Origin of the sequence: Kribbella qitaiheensis (assembly GCF_042657745.1) — a bacterium.
GTDB lineage: Bacteria > Actinomycetota > Actinomycetes > Propionibacteriales > Kribbellaceae > Kribbella > Kribbella qitaiheensis.
Genome location: NZ_JBHSKE010000057.1, coordinates 51,835 through 67,142, shown reverse-complemented (window position 1 = coordinate 67,142; position 15,308 = coordinate 51,835). Strand labels below are relative to the sequence as shown.

Here is a 15,308-nt window from a genome sequence, read left to right as displayed (position 1 = left end):
CTACCCTTCGTCGTAGGTCAGCGTGTGGCAGAGCGCGGGCAGCTGACCGGCGGCCAGTCGGGCCATCACCTCGGGCAGCTCGTCGAAACGGGATGCGCCGGTGAGCAGCGCGTCGAAGGCCGGGTCCCGGAGCAGGTCCAGCGCGAGCGCGAGCCGCTCGGCGGTGGTACGCCGTCCACGTCGAGCCGCCGCGACGACGCCGACCTGGCTGGCCCGGATGCCCAGGCGGCCAGAGTGGAATGCGCCACCGAGGGACAGCTGGACCTTCCGGTCGCCATACCAGCTGAGATCGACGACCGTGCCTTCCGCGGCGAGCAGGTCCAGGGAGAGCTGCAACCCGGTGGACGTCGCGCTGGCGTGCATCACCAGGTCCTGACCCCCGGCCGCGTCCTCGGGCAACGCGAAGTCGACGCCGAGGGCGGTCGCGGTGTCCGCGCGCGTCTCGTCGACGTCCACGAGGGTCACCTTCGCTCCTGGTATGCCACCGACCAGCCGGGCGACGCAGCACCCCACCATGCCGGCGCCGACCACCGTGATTCTGTCGCCGACCAGTGGCGCGGCGTCCCACAGTGCGTTGACCGCGGTCTCCACCGTCCCGGCGAGAACGGCCCGCTCCGGTGGGACCTCGTCCGGGACCACTGTCACGGCCTCGATGGGTACGACGTATGCCGTCTGGTGGGGGAACAGACAGAAGACGGTGCGCCCGCGCAGCTCGTCCGGACCCCACTCGACGATGCCGACGTTGAGGTAGCCGTACTTCACCGGGCCGGGGAAGTCCCCCTCCTGGAACGGGGCCCGCATCGCGTCGTACTGGGTCGCCGGTACGCCGCCGCGGAACACCAGCGCCTCGGTGCCCCGGCTCACCCCGGACCGCAGCGTGCGCACCAGCACCTCGCCCGGGCCTGGCTCCGGCAGCCGGACCGGGCGGATCTCGCCCCGGCCGGGTTCGCGGATCCAGAACGCGCGTGCTTCTGTAGGCACCTGCAGCCTCCTTCTCCGATGAACCGAAGCATGGCATTTGTCGTGTGACTGTCGTACCCCTAGATACGGAGGCACCGTGCATCAGGTCCAGGGTCGGGTGCGCGGCCGGGTCCAGACCGGCCCGCTCGCAGGGTTCCTCTGCCTGCTCGCGCTCCTCGGTGTACTCGCGGCGACCACCGGCCTCGATGCCGCCGGCTGGGCGACCGGCGTTGCCTGCGGAGCCGGCCTTGCCGCCCTACTCGCCCGCGCGATGGCGCGTCACCGGCGTGACGGGCTGGCGCCGGCGGACAAAGTGACACTGGCTCGCGCGGTCCTCGTCTGTGGGGTCGCGGCGCTCACGGCGGACTCCTTCGGTGGCCAGGCACGGGTGGCGCCCCTCGTGGCGCTCTCGACGGTGGCGCTGGTCCTCGACGGGATCGACGGCCGGATCGCTCGGCGTACCGGCACCGCCTCGGCGTTCGGGGCGCGCTTCGACATGGAGGTCGACGCGTTCCTCATTCTGGTCCTGAGCGTGTACGTCGCACCTACGGCGGGCTGGTGGGTTCTCGCGATCGGTGCGGCCCGCTACGTGTTCGTGGCCGCCGGTTGGGCGCTCCCGTGGCTGCGCGGTTCGCTCCCGCCCCGCTACTGGGCCAAGGTAGTCGCCGCGATCCAGGGCATCGCGCTGACCCTCGCGGCGGCCGGCATCCTGCCCGATGCCGTGACCACCGTGGTGCTGCTGATCGCGCTGGGGCTGCTGGCCGAGTCGTTCGGCCGTCACATCTGGGGGCTGTGGCGCCTGGCCGGAAGCCCGCCCGGCCCTCGTGCCACCGTGACGTCGGTGCTGGCGGTGCTCCTGATCTGGGCTGCCCTCCTCGTGCCGGACCACACCGGCGACCTATCGCCCGCCGCCTTCCTCCGGATCCCGGTCGAGGGCCTGGTGTTCGTCGTCCTCGTACTGATGCTGCCGCCGAGACTCGCGCGGATCCTCGCAGTGGGCGGCGGTCTCCTCGTCGGGGCGCTCGCGATCGTGCGGCTGCTCGACAGAGGCTTCTACTTCGCCTTCGACCGCCCCTTCCACCCCGTCTACGACACGGGGTACGCCGGCTCCGCGCTGGGCCTGCTCGGCGACTCGATCGGCCGCGTAGGCGCCCTCGCAGTTCTCATCGGAGCCGCGCTGCTCTGCGTGGCCCTGCTCGGCCTGCTGGCGCTCTCGGCGTTGCGACTGACTCGGCTCGTGGCGAGAAACCGGCGGCCGTCGATCCGGATCGTCGCCGTCCTGGCCGTGATCGCGCTGGTTCCCGCACTGATCGGCGTCCAGCCGGAGCCGGCCGGACACATCGCCTCAGCCGCCGCGGCTCGGCTCGCAACGCAGGTCCGTGAGGACTTCAACGACCAGCAGGAGTTCGAACGGTCGCTCGAGCAGGATCCCTTCCGCAACACCCCAAGCAACGACTTGCTGACCCGCCTGAGGGGCAAGGATGTGCTACTGGTCTTCGTCGAGAGCTACGGACGCACCGCGCTCGACTCTCCTGTGGTCCAGTCGGCGCTCGATGCGGGGGACAGGCGGCTGCAGCAGGCCGGATTCTCCTCGCGCAGCGGCTTCCTCACCTCGCCGACCTTCGGCGGCCTCAGCTGGCTGGCACACTCCAGCCTGCAGTCCGGGCTCTGGGTGAACAGCCAGCGACGGTACGACCATCTCGTCACCCGCGACCGGCTCACCCTCACCGACGCGTTCGGTCGCGCGGGCTGGCGGACCGTCGCCGACGTACCGTCCAACGAGGAGGACTGGTCGGTGGCGAAGGCGTACTACCACTACGACCAGGTCTACGACCGCCGGAACGTGGGGTACGCCGGGCCGTCGTTCAGCTACGCCTCGATGCCTGACCAGTACACCCTGGCCGCGCTCCAGCGCCTGGAGCTGGGGAAGCGGAACCGCGCTCCCGTCATGGCCGAGGTCGACCTGGTCTCCAGCCACACGCCCTGGGCACCGCTCCCCCGGCTCGTCGACTGGAGCCGGGTCGGCGACGGCTCAGTCTTCGACCCGATGCCGGCCGAAGGCGACTCGCCGGACGACGTGTGGCGGGAGCCGGACCGAGTGAAGGCCGCCTACGCACAATCCATCGCCTACTCGCTCGACTCCCTGACCTCGTTCGTGCAGCAGCTCCACGACCGCAACCTGGTGCTCGTCGTCCTCGGCGACCACCAGCCTGCCAGCATCGTCTCCGGCGCTGGGGCGAGCCACGACGTGCCGGTGAGCATCATCGCCGCCGACCCGGCCGTGACGGATCGGGTAGCGGACTGGGGCTGGCGAGACGGGCTGCGGCCGGGCGACGGCGCACCGGTCTTGCCGATGGATACCTTCCGGGACCGGTTCCTCACCGCCTACGGCCCCTAGCCCTCGCCCACCTCCTCGGCATATCCGTGAGCGGATCTGAACCAGGGGCCCGCTAGTGCCGTCGATTGTTCACCCAACGAATCACCCCCGTCGGGTTGAAGGTGTCAGGCTGCCGAGCTCGGAGCGGTCGGGGAGACCGGCTTGATGTGGGCGAAGGCGCTGCGGGCGTTCCAGGTGGGGAAGGCTCGGACGAGCGACGAGGGGCCGTGGAGTTGGATGCGGCGGTTGCGGGTGGCTTCGGCCCAGCTGAGCTGGCCTGCGTGCCATTTGACGAAGGCTTCGGCTTCCGCCGTGATGTAGAGGTCCTCGTCGAGGCCGGGGTACGTCTTGCAGATCTCGGTGTCGCCGTGCTCGATCAGCAGCCAGTACCGTTCGGGGCGTTGGCGGCCGGTGAAGTCGAAGCGGACGACGACGCGCCGACCCGGGAGCCGGTCTCGGTGGAGCATGTTGCACATCGACCACAGGGCCACAAAGGGATCGAGGTGCTCGGGGGCGATCTCGAGCCAGGCGGCTCCCCACTCGCCGAGCGACACGCAGACCTTGAAGAGGTCGTGACCCGCGGGTGCGAGCTCGTAATGGCGCCCGCGCCCGTCCGGCTTGGGTGCTGACTCGACGATGCCGAATCGTTCGAGCTGCTTGAGCCGCTGCGAGAGCATGGTGCGGGAGAGCCCGGGCGCGCCCTCCAGGATCTCACCGAAGCTGCCGCACCCCAGATACAGGTTGCGGATGATCAACGGCGTCCAGCGCTCGGCGAAGATCTCGGCGCCACGAGCGATGGGGCAGTACTGGCCGTATGTCCTCACGACGCCAGTGTCGCGCCGCTGCCTTCGGCGGTGAAGTCCAGATTCTTGACTTCACCGCCGTGGCCGATGGCGATGCGATGGGGCTGTCGACAGCGGAAGGGCCGATGACGACATCGGCCACCGAGTAAGTCGGCTACCCGAGCGAGGAGGTAACAGCCATGGAGATCGACGGGTTCCGGGGCCAGCTGATCACCGCTGACCACGCGGACTACGACACCGCCCGAGCCGTGTGGAACGGTGCCATCGCCCGGCGCCCCCGGCTGATCGCCCGGTGCAGCGGGACCGGCGACGTGGCCGCGGCCGTGCGCTTCGCCCGCGACCACGACCTGGAGATCGCTGTACGGGGCGGGGGCCACAACGTGGCCGGCACCGCGGTGTGCGACGACGGGATCGTCATCGACCTCTCGACGATGCGGGCCGTGTGGGTCGACCCCGTCGGGCGCACGGCCCGGGTGCAGGGTGGTGCCCTGTGGGGCGACGTCGACCACGAGACCCAGGCCCACGGTCTGGCCACCACCGGCGGCATCGTGGGCCACACCGGCGTCGCCGGGCTCACCCTCGGCGGTGGCATCGGCTTCCTCATGCGCAAACACGGGCTCAGCATCGACAACCTGTCGGCCGCCGAGGTGGTCACCGCCGATGGCAGCATCGTCCGGGCGTCGACCGACGAACACCCCGATCTGTTCTGGGCTCTGCGAGGCGGTGGCGGCAACTTCGGCGTCGTCACCTCGTTCCGGTTCGCTCTGCATCACCTCGGCCCGAGCGTGGTGGCCGGACCCGTCTTCTGGGCGGCCGATGACACCGTCGACGTGCTGCGCTTCTATCGCGACTTCGCCGCCGAAGCCCCCGACGAGCTCGGCACGGTGGTCAGGCTCGGCACCGTACCCCCACTACCAGCCATCCCCGAGGACCTGCACTGGCAGCCGGCGATCGCCGTCATCTCCTGCTACGCCGGCGCCGTGGAAGATGGCGAACGTGCGGTGCAGGCCCTCCGCCGGCTCGGGACGCCGCTCGTAGACCTGCTCGCGCCAACGCCGTACGTCGCCCACCAGGCCGCCACAGACGACACCGTCCCCCACGGATGGCACTACTACTGGAAATCCACGAGCCTCGCCGGCCTCTCCGACAACGCCATTGCCGCCATCGCCGATCACGCCTTCGCCGCCAATTCGCCCCGGTCGTACACGGCGATGTTTCACATGGGCGGCGCAGTCGCGCGAGTTCCCCGCGAAGCCACCGCCTTTGCTGGTCGCGACGTGGCCCACAACTTGATCGTCGACGCAGTGTGGCTGCCTGACGAGCCCGGCGAGCACGCCGCCGCCGAGACCGCGTGGGCGCGGCGGTTCCTCGAAGCCCTCGAACCGGATCGTGCGGGCGTGTACGTCAACTTCCTTGATGCCGACGACGACGCCAGTCGCATTCGAGAGGCCTACGGGGATCACACCTACCGGCGCGTCGCCGAGATCAAGGCCAAGTACGACCCCGACAACGCGTTCCACCACAACAAGAACATCAGCCCTGCTTGAGGGTGGCCCCCTTCGCGGTTCAGCTCGGGAGGCGGTTCAGCCGGGTGACTTCCCCGGCTCGATCTGCTGGGCGAGGTACTGCTGGACGCCGACCCGCTCGATCGCGTCGAGCTGACTCTCGAACCAGTCCACGTGCTTCTCCTCGTCGCGGACCATCTCCTCCAACACCGCGGCGGTGCCGTGGTCGCCGAGGTCGTGGCACTCCTTCGCGGCCGCGTTGAACTGCGCCACTGCGGCGAGCTCGCCCTCGAGGCCCAGCCGGAGCATCTCCTGGGCGTCCTCGCCGACTGTCACGGCTCCGAGCTTCTGCAGGTTCGGGTGACCGTCGAACAACAGGATGCGGTTGATCAGCGCGTCGGCGTCGTTCATCTCATCGATGGACAGGTCGTAGAAGGCCTTGCCCAGCCGGCCGAATCCCCAGTTGTCGAGCATCCTGGCCTCCAGGAAGTACCCGTTGATCACCGTCAGCTCGAGTGTCAGCGCGTCGTTGAGCAGTACGACGACCCGTGGGTTAACCGGTTGCACTTGCCACCTCCGTGAACGAGGTTGCCGAGACCGACCTCCCATGCTGGCACAACAACCGCTTCAACGAGAAGACGCAACCGCCACAGTTCCGCCCGGCCCCGGTCGCCCCGCACACCTGCGCGAGCGTGCGAGCGCCGCAGTCGATGCTCTCGCGGACCTCCCGGTCGCTGACGACCTCGCAGTGGCAGACAATCATGCAGGGAAGGCTACCCTAACGGGCCTGGGCCAGTCACGTTCGTGACAGCGTGATCCCCGTCCCAGCGTTGGCTGGGTCAGCCCATGCTCTTCTGGCCGTCGATTGTTTCTCGGATGATGTCGGCGTGGCCGGCGTGCTGGGCGGTTTCGGCGGCGATGTGGAGGAAGACCCGGCGGACCGTCCAGAAGACGCCCGGGGGCTGCCAAGGGGCAGCCGGGAGTTCGTAGCTGGTGTCGAGATCAAGGGTGCGGACGAGGTCGTCGGTCGCCGCTGCGACCTTCTCGTACTCGGCCAGTACGCCGGCCAGCGTCTCGCCCTCGGCGAGGCGGAACTGGTTCTCCCACTGGGCGATCCGCTCCGGGGTGTACTCAATCTCCTCAGGCGTGTCCTTGCCGCCGCCCGTCTGGGCGAAGTCGGCCCAATTCCGCTCGACTTCAGAGACGTGCTTGATCAGGCCGCCGACCGTCAGCGCACTCACGGTACTGCGGGTGTTCGCCTGCTCGGCGGAGAGACCTGCGGCCGTGTGGCGCAGGAAGTAGCGGTGCTTGGTCAGGAAGTCGAGGATGTCGGCGCGCTCACCGGTCACGATCTGCTCGTTCGCTGTCATGCACTCAGCCTAAGAGCCATAGCGGCCAGCTTCTGACCTCTACAACCGCGGATCCGAGGCGTTGCGAACCCCGCTGCCACAGCAACACCGGGACGCCGCGCCGGTGGATCAGGAGCCTGCATCGCTCGACGGGTGGACAGCGGCAATTTCTGTGAGCCTGCCGTTGAGATCGTTGGAACGGCGAGTTTCCGAAGTAGGGACAGCGAGTGCGAGTTCCCGCTGCGCTGCGGGCAGATCGCCCAGTCGAGCGTGGGTGAAGGCGACCACCAAGCGGGCTCGGGGTTCGTGAATATCGAACGCGTTGGCCGCTTGCCGATACGCCTCTGACAACACGCCGGCTTCGCTCCCGGTCGCGTCCCACCAAGCGGCCGCGGGCTCGGCGACCTGCCGCACAGCCTTCGCGGCCTGGCGTCTTACCTGCCTTTCGCCCTCGAGCCTCGAGATCCACTGCCGCCGTTCAGCATCCACCGTGAAGTGATCGACCCACAGATCCAGTCGTGTCTGCTTGAGCGTCCGATGCCAGCTGTACGTGTCGCTGTGCCGGTGCGGCACCCAGTCGCAGCACACGCCGTATCTGATGTCGAACTGTCCACCTCTAAGTGCCTGGACGTCGAGGACAGCTCGGATCCCGGCAGACAACGGCTTGGACCACACCAGACCGCGAACATGCTCAAAGTCCGCGACAACCGGCTGCAAAGCTGCACCGATTAAGTCCCGCGCACGCTCCGCCGGAACAACCTCAAGGCTACCCACTGCGGCACCTTACATAGTGCTCAGGCCGCTATCGCCTGCTGGTATCGCTACCAGCAGCAGTGCCTTCGGATGGGCTGTGCTGACAGTTGGGGACGCAGTACGGTCGATTTGTGGTTGGGGAGCCGGGCCGGATCCAGGATGAGGTTCGGACCGCTGAGGTGATCGGGTCACTGTGCCTGGCGACGGATCTCGGCATGGGGCTTCCGCTCGAGCACGGCCTGCAGAGCACCCAGTTCGCGATGCGGCTTGCCGATCGGCTGGGGGTCGACTCCGCGACCGCGTCGCAGACCTACTACGGATGTCTGCTGTTCTATGTCGGGTGCACGGTGGACGCCGAGATCAGCGCCGAGTTGTTCAAGGGTGATCTGCTCATGAACTTCAACGCGGCGATGTTCGGGAGCCCCGCACAGACGGTGGCCGGCATCCTGCGGGCGTTGGCCGATCCAGACAGCGCGATGCCTGTCCGCGCGCTGCAGGCGGCCGGCCGGCTTCCGCTGGCGATTCGGGGGCATCGTCGTCACATCGCCGCGCTTTGCGAGGTCGCCCATCTCCTGAGCGAACGGTTCGGCATGTCGCCCGAAGTGCGACAACTGTTCGTCCACTTCACCGAGCGCTGGGACGGAAAAGGCCTGGCCGGCCTGCGGGGCGAGGAGATCGCGCTCCCGTTACGGATCATCCACGTGGCTCGCGACGCCGCTCTGCAGCGGATGATCGGTGGCGTCGACCATGCCGCACGCGTCGTCCGGGAGCGAGCCGGCGGCGCCTTCGACCCCGCGATAGCCGCGGTACTGGCGGATCAGGCGACGGACATCCTGGCGCTCGATGACGAGCGGTCCGCATGGGACGACGTACTCGCGGCCGAACCTACTCCTCGTATGACGTTGCAGGGCGAGGCGATCGACTGGGCGCTCGCGGCGATGGGCGACTTCGCCGATCTGGCATCGAAGTACCTGGTCGGTCACTCTGCGGGTGTCGCGGAGCTGGCCGCGGCCGCGGCACAGCGGTGCGGATTTCCACCTGACGACGTGACGGCGACTCGGCGGGCGGCGCTCGTCCACGACGTTGGGCGCGTCGCTGTCTCCGTCCTCATCTGGCAGAAGGCCGGGCCGTTGTCGTCGCACGAGTGGGAACAGGTCAGGCTGCACGCATACCACTCCGAACGCGTGCTGTGCCGATCGCCATTTCTCGCAGCTCTGGTGCCGGTGGCGACGTTCCACCACGAGCGGCTCGACGGTACCGGCTACCACCGCGCGGCGACAGCGACTGCCCTCACGCCACCGGCGCGCCTGCTCGCCGCCGCTGACATGTACCACGCAATGACGGAGCCGCGTCCGCACCGCACTTCGCTGAGGCCGGACCAGGCAGCTGACCTGCTCGGCCAAGAGGCGCGCGCCGGGCGGCTGGACGCCGACAGCGTCGCCGTAGTACTCGAGGCCGCCGGGCATCGAGTACTGCGTGTCGCGCGGCCCGCGGGGTTGACCGAGCGAGAGGCCGAGGTCGTCGGGTTACTCGCTCGCGGCTTGCAGACAAAGCAGATCGCGCGTCTGCTCGGGATCTCGGCCAAGACGGCGGACCGCCATATCCAGAACGCGTACGCCAAGATCGGCATCTCGACCCGAGCTGCTGCCACCGTGTTCGCGATGCAGCACGGTCTCGCCGCATGGGGAGAACTCCCGATGGTTCGAACTGACGGCCGTCCGTAGCGTCGCCGTCGAGAGCACCCGGCAGATCGGCCGGATGCCGTCGAACGGAGGCGGTCATGAGTGCTATGCAGGAAGCGCACACGCGAAACCAAGAGGCGGCCGCCGGCCGTCTCCACGAACGGTCCGTCTCTTTGTCGGCCTGGGCCGGCATCATCGGCCCTGTTCTGTTCACAGCGACATTCTTGGCCCAGGAGGCTTTCCGCAGGAGCGAGTACGACCGGCTCGCTGAGCCGGTCAGCGCGCTGGAGGCCGGACCCAACGGATGGGTTCAGCAGGTCAACTTCGTCGTGTTCGGCGTGCTCACGATTGCCTTCGCACTGGGACTGCACCGCGGCCTGCGGCGGACGAGGGCGGGTATCGCCGGGCCCGCGTTGCTGTTCATCAGCGGGATCGGCCTTCTGCTCGCCGCGATCTTCCCGCTGCGGCAGGACGCCGCCGGCGTGACGTACGACCCGGGCGGCCACATCGTCGCCGGGTTCATGTTCTTCATGACAAGCGCGGTCGGGCTGATCGTCGTGTCGCGTCGAGTTGCGCGTGACCCAAGGTGGCGGAGCCTCGCGACGTACACGCTCGCTGCCGGAATTGTCGCCGTCATCGGCATCCTCGTCGGCGGCGGACTCGTGATGCCGGATGGCGCTCCCCTGCACGACTGGGCCGGCTTGTATCAGCGAGTGCTGGTCATCGCCGTCCTGTTCCCCTGCCGCATCGTCCTCTCGATCAGGCTGCTGCAGGTCGCAACCGGTCGGCGTTGATCGGCTAGTCCGGCGAGTTCAGCCGTCACGACGAGCAGAGCCTTCTACCGTCTGGCCGATCGCCAATCCCTGCCCTCTAGCTCGCTCACCTCGGAGGCCAGGTAGTCCAGCCGTAGGTGCTCGAGATGTTGACGATCGAATCCTTTCTTCGATGTTCGTCAATCATCGATGAAGCTAGCATTGATCCCATGCGGAACACGCACCACCCCGACCAGGCCGACATCACCCTCACCGAGGTGATGGCGGCGCTCAGCGACCCGATACGGGTCGGGCTGATCCGGGTGCTGTCGGACGGTCAGGAGCGCGGGTGGGGAGTCTTGCGAGCCCCCATCGCGAACTCCACCCTCAGCCATCATCTGCGCGTACTGCGGACCGCCGGCCTCACCCACACCCGCCAGGAGGGCACCCGGTGCTACGTGACGCTGCGGAGCGACGACCTGGACGCGCGCTTCCCCGGCCTGCTGCAGGCGGTGCTGAGCGCAGCCGACGAGCAGAACGTGGGTAACGAGGTCAGCATCGCGACCGGCAAGCAGGGCGGCTAGCCCCGGCTAATGGCTCAGCTCATCGACTGACAGAGGGCGTCACCTGCGGGTGGCGTCCTCTTCCTCATGCGCACAGGAATCCTCCCGGAGGGATGACGCAGGTTGCGCAAGTTGGGCTCTACGGTGAGGCAAACCGGCGGCAGGCGGCGGGACCCTCAGGCTCGTGGAGGTCGACTTGAACCTCGTCCTCGGCGCACTCGTCGTGATAGGTGTCGCCGCGATCACCGTCACGCTGATGCTCGTCGTACGGCGACGTGCGCCGGAAGGTAGTTACTTCAGCGACGGTGACCGTGCGTCAGGTGTCTTCGGGGTGCTGGCCACCGGTTTCTCGGTGCTCCTCGGGTTCATCATCTTTCTCGCGTTCGACTCCTACGACCAGTCGCGTTCGGGCGCCGAGACGGAGGCGACCATCCTGGCGCAGCAGGTCGAGACAGCGCAGTACATGCCCAAGGACAGTTCTGAGCAACTGACCGGCCAGCTCGTCTGCTACGCGCGATCGGTCGTCGGGCTCGAGTGGAGCGCCCTCGAGCACGGCACACTCGGCGACTCGATCAATCCGTGGGGAGCTGAGATGTTCCGCACGCTCAAGGCAACCGATCCGAAGACAGCTACCGAGCAGTCGGCCTACGACCGCTGGATGGACCAAACGGCGGCTCGTCAGCAGGCGCGGATCGCGCGGGTCCATGGGGCGGAGGGAATCATTCCGACGCCCTTGTGGATCGTCCTGGCGGTGATCTCCGGGGTGATCTTCGGGTACATGTTGTTCTTCGCCGATCGAGGCGAACGGGCCGTGACACAAGGTGTGCTGATGGGCAGCGTGACCGTTGTCATCACCTTGCTGCTGCTCCTGCTCGTGTTCTTCAACCACCCGCACGGCGAAGGCTTCGGCAGGCTGCAGCCGACGGCGATGGAACGCTCCCTCCGCCAGATCGACTCCGAGCTCGCGATCATCGCACCGGACCTGAAGCCTCCTTGTAATGAACATGGCACAGCAAACTGACGACCGGCCGGCCTCCGGCTTCGATCGCTGGCACGAGTTGCTCGTCGCCGTGCTCCTGGTGATAGCCGCCGTCGCCACTTCGTGGAGCAGCTACCAGGCGACGCGATGGAACGGCGAACAGGCCAAGGCGGCGGGCCGCACCGGAGCCATCCGGATCGACGCCGCCCGATCGTCCAGTCTGGCCGAGGCACAGACCCAGGTCGACGTAGCCACCTTCATCGCGTGGGCCGATGCGGACCGCCGCGGCGAGAGCGAGCTCGCCCGCTTCTATGTGAGCCGCTTCCGCCCAGAGTTCGCGAAGGCATTCGACGCGTGGCTCGCGACCAAACCCCTCACGAACGCGAGCGCGCCGAAGACGCCCTTCGCGATGCCCGACTACAAGTTGGCCGCTCAGGCTGATGCCGATCGGCTGGACCTGGCGGCCGAGGCATCGGCGACCGAAGTGAGCCGCAATATCCAGCGAGCCAGCAACTATGTCCTGACGGTTGTGCTGTACAGCGTGGTCCTGTTCTTCGCCGGCATGAGCACCAAGATCGCCAGTCGCCGCGTCCGTACGTTCATGCTCGTGACCGCCTGCATCGTGCTCCTCACGGCCATCGGCTGGCTCTTCACGTTCCCCGTCAGCCTTAGTGTCTGACCCCCTCGACCTGTACCCCGCGAGCCGGAGGTTGACGGGGTCTTCGTGTGCCCGGATGCCGTACTGCGGGGCTGGGAGGATGGGGGTGTGTCGATCAGTGCAAGTCATGAGTTGGTGGTGGGGGCGCGGGAGCGGCGTGCGGGGCGGGTGATTTTGCTCAATGGGACATCGAGTTCGGGGAAGACCAGCATTGCGGAGGAGTTGCTGGCTACGTTGGACGGCGCCTGGTATCACCTGGGCGTCGACGGGTTTCACCGCGCGCGGAATCGGCGGGACTGGACCGACGAGACGTTCTTGCCTGTCTTCCAGCGAACGGTTCTGGGGTTCCACCGGGCCGTTGCCGGGATGGCCTCGGCCGGCAATGACGTGGTTGTGGATCACATACTGGGTGAGCGTTGGCGTCTCGCGGATTGCCTGGCGACGTTCGAGGGCTTCCCGGTGTTGTTCGTCGGGGTGCGGTGTTCGCTGCCCGAACTCGAGCGCCGTGAACGCGAACGCGGCAACCGGACGATCGGCCGGGCCGCTGTCCAGTTCCCCCTCGTCCACGACCACGCGGTGTACGACGTCGAGGTCGACTCGGAGCTCCAAACACCGGCCGAGTGCGCGGCACAGATCCGCGAGCGCCTCGACGAAGGCCCGCCCACAGCCTTCGACCGACTCAGGTCTTGAGGACGAGGGTGGTTCGGTCTGCTTCGCGGAGTAGGGCGAGGGTGTCGGCCTCGGCGGCGATCGTGTCGCGTTCCGAGGCGGTGATTCGGTCGAAGGGCTGCACGGTGAACTGGATGCTCCTGCCGCGGCGTTGCGAGGTCCATACCCCTTTGGCTTCGCCGTCGACGAGGACGAGGCCCGGGGCACCGACCGGACGCCAGAGCCGCCTGCGCAGGTCGCGATCCGGGAGCAGTCGATCTCGGTCACGCTGTTGCAGGAAGGGATCCTGGGCGGGGATCAGGCGGACGCCGGTCGGTTCGGGTGGTGAGGCCAGCGCTTCCACGTCTGCCGCGAGCAACCACTCGATGGGGCGCCGTTTCGCGTTCACCTGAACGAGTTCCGGCTCGATCAGCTCGAAGATCGCGCGCACGTCGGCCAGGCTGCGCAGGGTCCACTCGGCGAAGCTCTGGTGGGAGGCCGGCCCGTAGCAGCGAAGGTAGCGTCGCAGGAGCTCCGCCTGGGCGATGTCCTGGTCGACGATCCCCGCTGGTTCGCCGAGCCATTGGTCCTTACGGGCAAGGAGAGCGTCGGTCATCCGGCGGGGGTCCGCGAGACACGCGATCCCAAGCTGACCCATCGCGCGGAAGAGAGGTTCGGGCAGATCGGCGTGCGCCCCGGACGGGCGGTCGAGATCACGGATCTCCTCCATCCGCCTGGCGACCTGCCGGCGGAACGCCTCCACCTCCAGTTGCTGATCGTTCAGTACTTCGCGTGCAACCTTCGCGGCATGCTCCACCAGACTTGCGAGAGGCACATCCAAGGACGTGGCCCAACCGCCGAAGAAGGTCCGCCACGACTCCTCCCCCGTGGGCATGGCACCCGTGGTGAAGACCGCCGCATCCTGAGTAGGCACCAGGTACGGCGCGCCGCGCAGCGACCAGATCGCCAGCAAGGTCTTGTCCTGCTTGAGCGCCTGGTCGATCCTGGCGAGGCTCACGTCCGCGACCCGGGCATGCAGTGCCAGGGCAGCGGTTTGCCGCGGCGTCTCCTGGACCCCGGCGACGGCAACCGCCTGAATCATCGAACCGGCCGGGAGCCGCTCGGCCAGATGGTGACGTGACATCCGGAACGCAAGGATCTGGTGTCGGTCCACACCCAGCATCGTCGCCTGTCCGCTGCCACCGGGCAAGGAAGATAAGCCGCGCTAGTACGTCGCAGTACGGAAGCCGGCTGGTGCGGCGTCAGATGGTGATGGTGACCTTGGCCTGGGCGTGGTGGGATTCGAGGTAGGTGATGGCGGCGGGGACATCCGCGAGGGCATAGCTGCGGTCGATGGCGGAGGTCAAACGGGAGGACTCGGCCAGCGTCTTGAGCGTTGTCAGATGTTCCAGGGTCAGAGGGGTGGAGAAGTCGATCAGGCGGTGGCGGACGAAGCGGGACTGCAGTTTGGCCTGGAGGAGGATGCGCATCGGGCCGACCACGGAGCCGCCGGTGAAGGTGCCACCGCCGGAGAGTACGAGGGTTCCGGTCGGGGTCAGGGCGCGGCGGAAGTCGGCAAGGGAGCGGTTCGCGACGAGGTCCAGCACGACGTCGTACGGGACGCCGTTGCGGGTGAAGTCCTCCTTGCTGTAGTCGATGACGTGGTCGGCGCCGAGCGAGCGGATCAGGTCCACGTTCCTCGTGCTGCAGACGCCGGTCACCTCCGCGCCGAACGTCTTGGCGAGCTGTACTGCGAACGGCCCCACGCCACCTGATGCCCCATTGACCAGTACGCGTTGACCCGCCTCGACCTTCGCCGCATCGCGCAGGCCGAACAGCGCGGTACTCCCTGCCAACGGAATCGCCGCCGCCTGCTCGAAGGTGAGGTTGATCGGCTTCAACTCCACCAGGTCCTCCGGTGCACACACGTACTCCGCGAAGGCCCCGTTGGCGTCGCCGAGATCGCCGTACACCTCGTCTCCCGGGCCGAACCGCGTCACGTCGGGCCCGACCGCCTCCACCCGCCCGGCGAAGTCCCGCCCACGGATCCTGGCCTTGGGACCCTTGCGCCCGAAGGCCGCCGGGAGCATCAGGCGCGCCAGGTACGGATCTCCTCGCATCACGTGCCAGTCGTACGCGTTGACCGAGCTCGCGCGCACCCGGACCAGCACCGTGTTGCCAACAGCCACTGGCTTCTCGACCTCGCTGAACTCCAGCGCGTCAGGTGAGCCGTACCGATCCTGAACGATTGCCTTCATTGCGTACTCCGTGAGGCTGGT

At 67.9% G+C, this 15,308-nt stretch carries 16 protein-coding genes; 8 read left to right on the top strand and 8 right to left on the bottom strand.

What is annotated here, in order from left to right:
- Positions 1 to 981, bottom strand: coding sequence for a zinc-dependent alcohol dehydrogenase (locus ACFPJ1_RS33665; protein WP_380110238.1), 981 nt, complete (start codon positions 979 to 981; stop codon positions 1 to 3).
- Between the two features lie 76 nt (positions 982 to 1,057).
- Between ACFPJ1_RS33665 and ACFPJ1_RS33660 the strand changes: the two genes are divergently transcribed.
- On the top strand, positions 1,058 to 3,358 hold the full coding sequence (locus tag ACFPJ1_RS33660; protein ID WP_380110237.1) for a CDP-alcohol phosphatidyltransferase family protein: 2,301 nt from the start codon (positions 1,058 to 1,060) through the stop codon (positions 3,356 to 3,358).
- A gap of 104 nt (positions 3,359 to 3,462) precedes the next feature.
- On the opposite strand, the gene ACFPJ1_RS33655 is transcribed toward ACFPJ1_RS33660, so the two are convergent.
- Positions 3,463 to 4,161: a winged helix-turn-helix transcriptional regulator gene (locus ACFPJ1_RS33655; RefSeq protein WP_380110234.1), complete on the bottom strand. Its 699-nt coding sequence runs from the start codon at positions 4,159 to 4,161 to the stop codon at positions 3,463 to 3,465.
- Between the two features lie 158 nt (positions 4,162 to 4,319).
- Here ACFPJ1_RS33655 and ACFPJ1_RS33650 point away from each other — a divergent pair, with 158 nt between their 5' ends.
- Positions 4,320 to 5,687: an FAD-binding oxidoreductase gene (locus tag ACFPJ1_RS33650; RefSeq protein WP_380110232.1), complete on the top strand. Its 1,368-nt coding sequence runs from the start codon at positions 4,320 to 4,322 to the stop codon at positions 5,685 to 5,687.
- 36 nt (positions 5,688 to 5,723) lie between these two features.
- Here the strand turns inward: ACFPJ1_RS33650 and bfr are convergent, their stop codons facing one another.
- The 4 genes from bfr to ACFPJ1_RS33630 form a co-directional block, all read right to left on the bottom strand.
- Positions 5,724 to 6,212, bottom strand: coding sequence for a bacterioferritin (bfr, locus tag ACFPJ1_RS33645; protein WP_380110230.1), 489 nt, complete (start codon positions 6,210 to 6,212; stop codon positions 5,724 to 5,726).
- A complete protein-coding gene (locus ACFPJ1_RS33640) occupies positions 6,199 to 6,408 on the bottom strand; it encodes a (2Fe-2S)-binding protein (protein WP_380110228.1) in 210 nt (69 codons plus the stop codon). The genes bfr and ACFPJ1_RS33640 overlap by 14 nt, the downstream gene beginning before the upstream one ends.
- Before the next feature lie 76 nt (positions 6,409 to 6,484).
- Positions 6,485 to 7,015: a DinB family protein gene (locus ACFPJ1_RS33635; RefSeq protein ID WP_380110227.1), complete on the bottom strand. Its 531-nt coding sequence runs from the start codon at positions 7,013 to 7,015 to the stop codon at positions 6,485 to 6,487.
- Between the two features lie 108 nt (positions 7,016 to 7,123).
- Entirely contained in the window at positions 7,124 to 7,768 is a 645-nt protein-coding gene (locus ACFPJ1_RS33630; protein WP_380110225.1) for a hypothetical protein, read from the bottom strand.
- A gap of 110 nt (positions 7,769 to 7,878) precedes the next feature.
- Here ACFPJ1_RS33630 and ACFPJ1_RS33625 point away from each other — a divergent pair, with 110 nt between their 5' ends.
- The 6 genes from ACFPJ1_RS33625 (at position 7,879) to ACFPJ1_RS33600 (ending at position 13,071) form a co-directional block, all read left to right on the top strand.
- A complete protein-coding gene (locus ACFPJ1_RS33625; RefSeq protein WP_380110224.1) occupies positions 7,879 to 9,471 on the top strand; it encodes an HD domain-containing phosphohydrolase in 1,593 nt (530 codons plus the stop codon).
- A gap of 56 nt (positions 9,472 to 9,527) precedes the next feature.
- Positions 9,528 to 10,223: a DUF998 domain-containing protein gene (locus ACFPJ1_RS33620; protein WP_380110222.1), complete on the top strand. Its 696-nt coding sequence runs from the start codon at positions 9,528 to 9,530 to the stop codon at positions 10,221 to 10,223.
- Between the two features lie 188 nt (positions 10,224 to 10,411).
- Positions 10,412 to 10,765: an ArsR/SmtB family transcription factor gene (locus ACFPJ1_RS33615; RefSeq protein ID WP_380110220.1), complete on the top strand. Its 354-nt coding sequence runs from the start codon at positions 10,412 to 10,414 to the stop codon at positions 10,763 to 10,765.
- 163 nt (positions 10,766 to 10,928) lie between these two features.
- Positions 10,929 to 11,765: a bestrophin-like domain gene (locus ACFPJ1_RS33610; RefSeq protein WP_380110218.1), complete on the top strand. Its 837-nt coding sequence runs from the start codon at positions 10,929 to 10,931 to the stop codon at positions 11,763 to 11,765.
- Positions 11,749 to 12,402 (top strand): hypothetical protein, encoded by a 654-nt coding sequence (locus ACFPJ1_RS33605; protein ID WP_380110215.1) that lies wholly within the window; start codon positions 11,749 to 11,751, stop codon positions 12,400 to 12,402. The genes ACFPJ1_RS33610 and ACFPJ1_RS33605 overlap by 17 nt, the downstream gene beginning before the upstream one ends.
- Before the next feature lie 45 nt (positions 12,403 to 12,447).
- A complete protein-coding gene (locus ACFPJ1_RS33600; RefSeq protein ID WP_380110213.1) occupies positions 12,448 to 13,071 on the top strand; it encodes a chloramphenicol phosphotransferase CPT family protein in 624 nt (207 codons plus the stop codon).
- On the opposite strand, the gene ACFPJ1_RS33595 is transcribed toward ACFPJ1_RS33600, so the two are convergent.
- Complete coding sequence (locus tag ACFPJ1_RS33595) at positions 13,061 to 14,203, bottom strand: DNA glycosylase AlkZ-like family protein (protein ID WP_380110211.1); 1,143 nt, start codon at positions 14,201 to 14,203, stop codon at positions 13,061 to 13,063. The genes ACFPJ1_RS33600 and ACFPJ1_RS33595 overlap by 11 nt on opposite strands.
- 88 nt (positions 14,204 to 14,291) lie before the next feature.
- A complete protein-coding gene (locus tag ACFPJ1_RS33590) occupies positions 14,292 to 15,287 on the bottom strand; it encodes an NAD(P)-dependent alcohol dehydrogenase (RefSeq protein WP_380110209.1) in 996 nt (331 codons plus the stop codon).
- Between the last annotated feature and the right edge of the window lie 21 nt (positions 15,288 to 15,308).

What these genes read in the sequence shown, in the direction of transcription:
- ACFPJ1_RS33650 (WP_380110232.1), top strand. Translation starts at nt 4,320, where the DNA reads ATGGAGATCGACGGGTTCCGGGGCCAGCTGATCACCGCTGACCACGCG.
- ACFPJ1_RS33640 (WP_380110228.1), bottom strand. Translation starts at nt 6,408, where the DNA reads ATGATTGTCTGCCACTGCGAGGTCGTCAGCGACCGGGAGGTCCGCGAG.
- ACFPJ1_RS33635 (WP_380110227.1), bottom strand. Translation starts at nt 7,015, where the DNA reads ATGACAGCGAACGAGCAGATCGTGACCGGTGAGCGCGCCGACATCCTC.
- ACFPJ1_RS33620 (WP_380110222.1), top strand. Translation starts at nt 9,528, where the DNA reads ATGAGTGCTATGCAGGAAGCGCACACGCGAAACCAAGAGGCGGCCGCC.
- ACFPJ1_RS33615 (WP_380110220.1), top strand. Translation starts at nt 10,412, where the DNA reads ATGCGGAACACGCACCACCCCGACCAGGCCGACATCACCCTCACCGAG.
- ACFPJ1_RS33605 (WP_380110215.1), top strand. Translation starts at nt 11,749, where the DNA reads ATGGCACAGCAAACTGACGACCGGCCGGCCTCCGGCTTCGATCGCTGG.
- ACFPJ1_RS33590 (WP_380110209.1), bottom strand. Translation starts at nt 15,287, where the DNA reads ATGAAGGCAATCGTTCAGGATCGGTACGGCTCACCTGACGCGCTGGAG.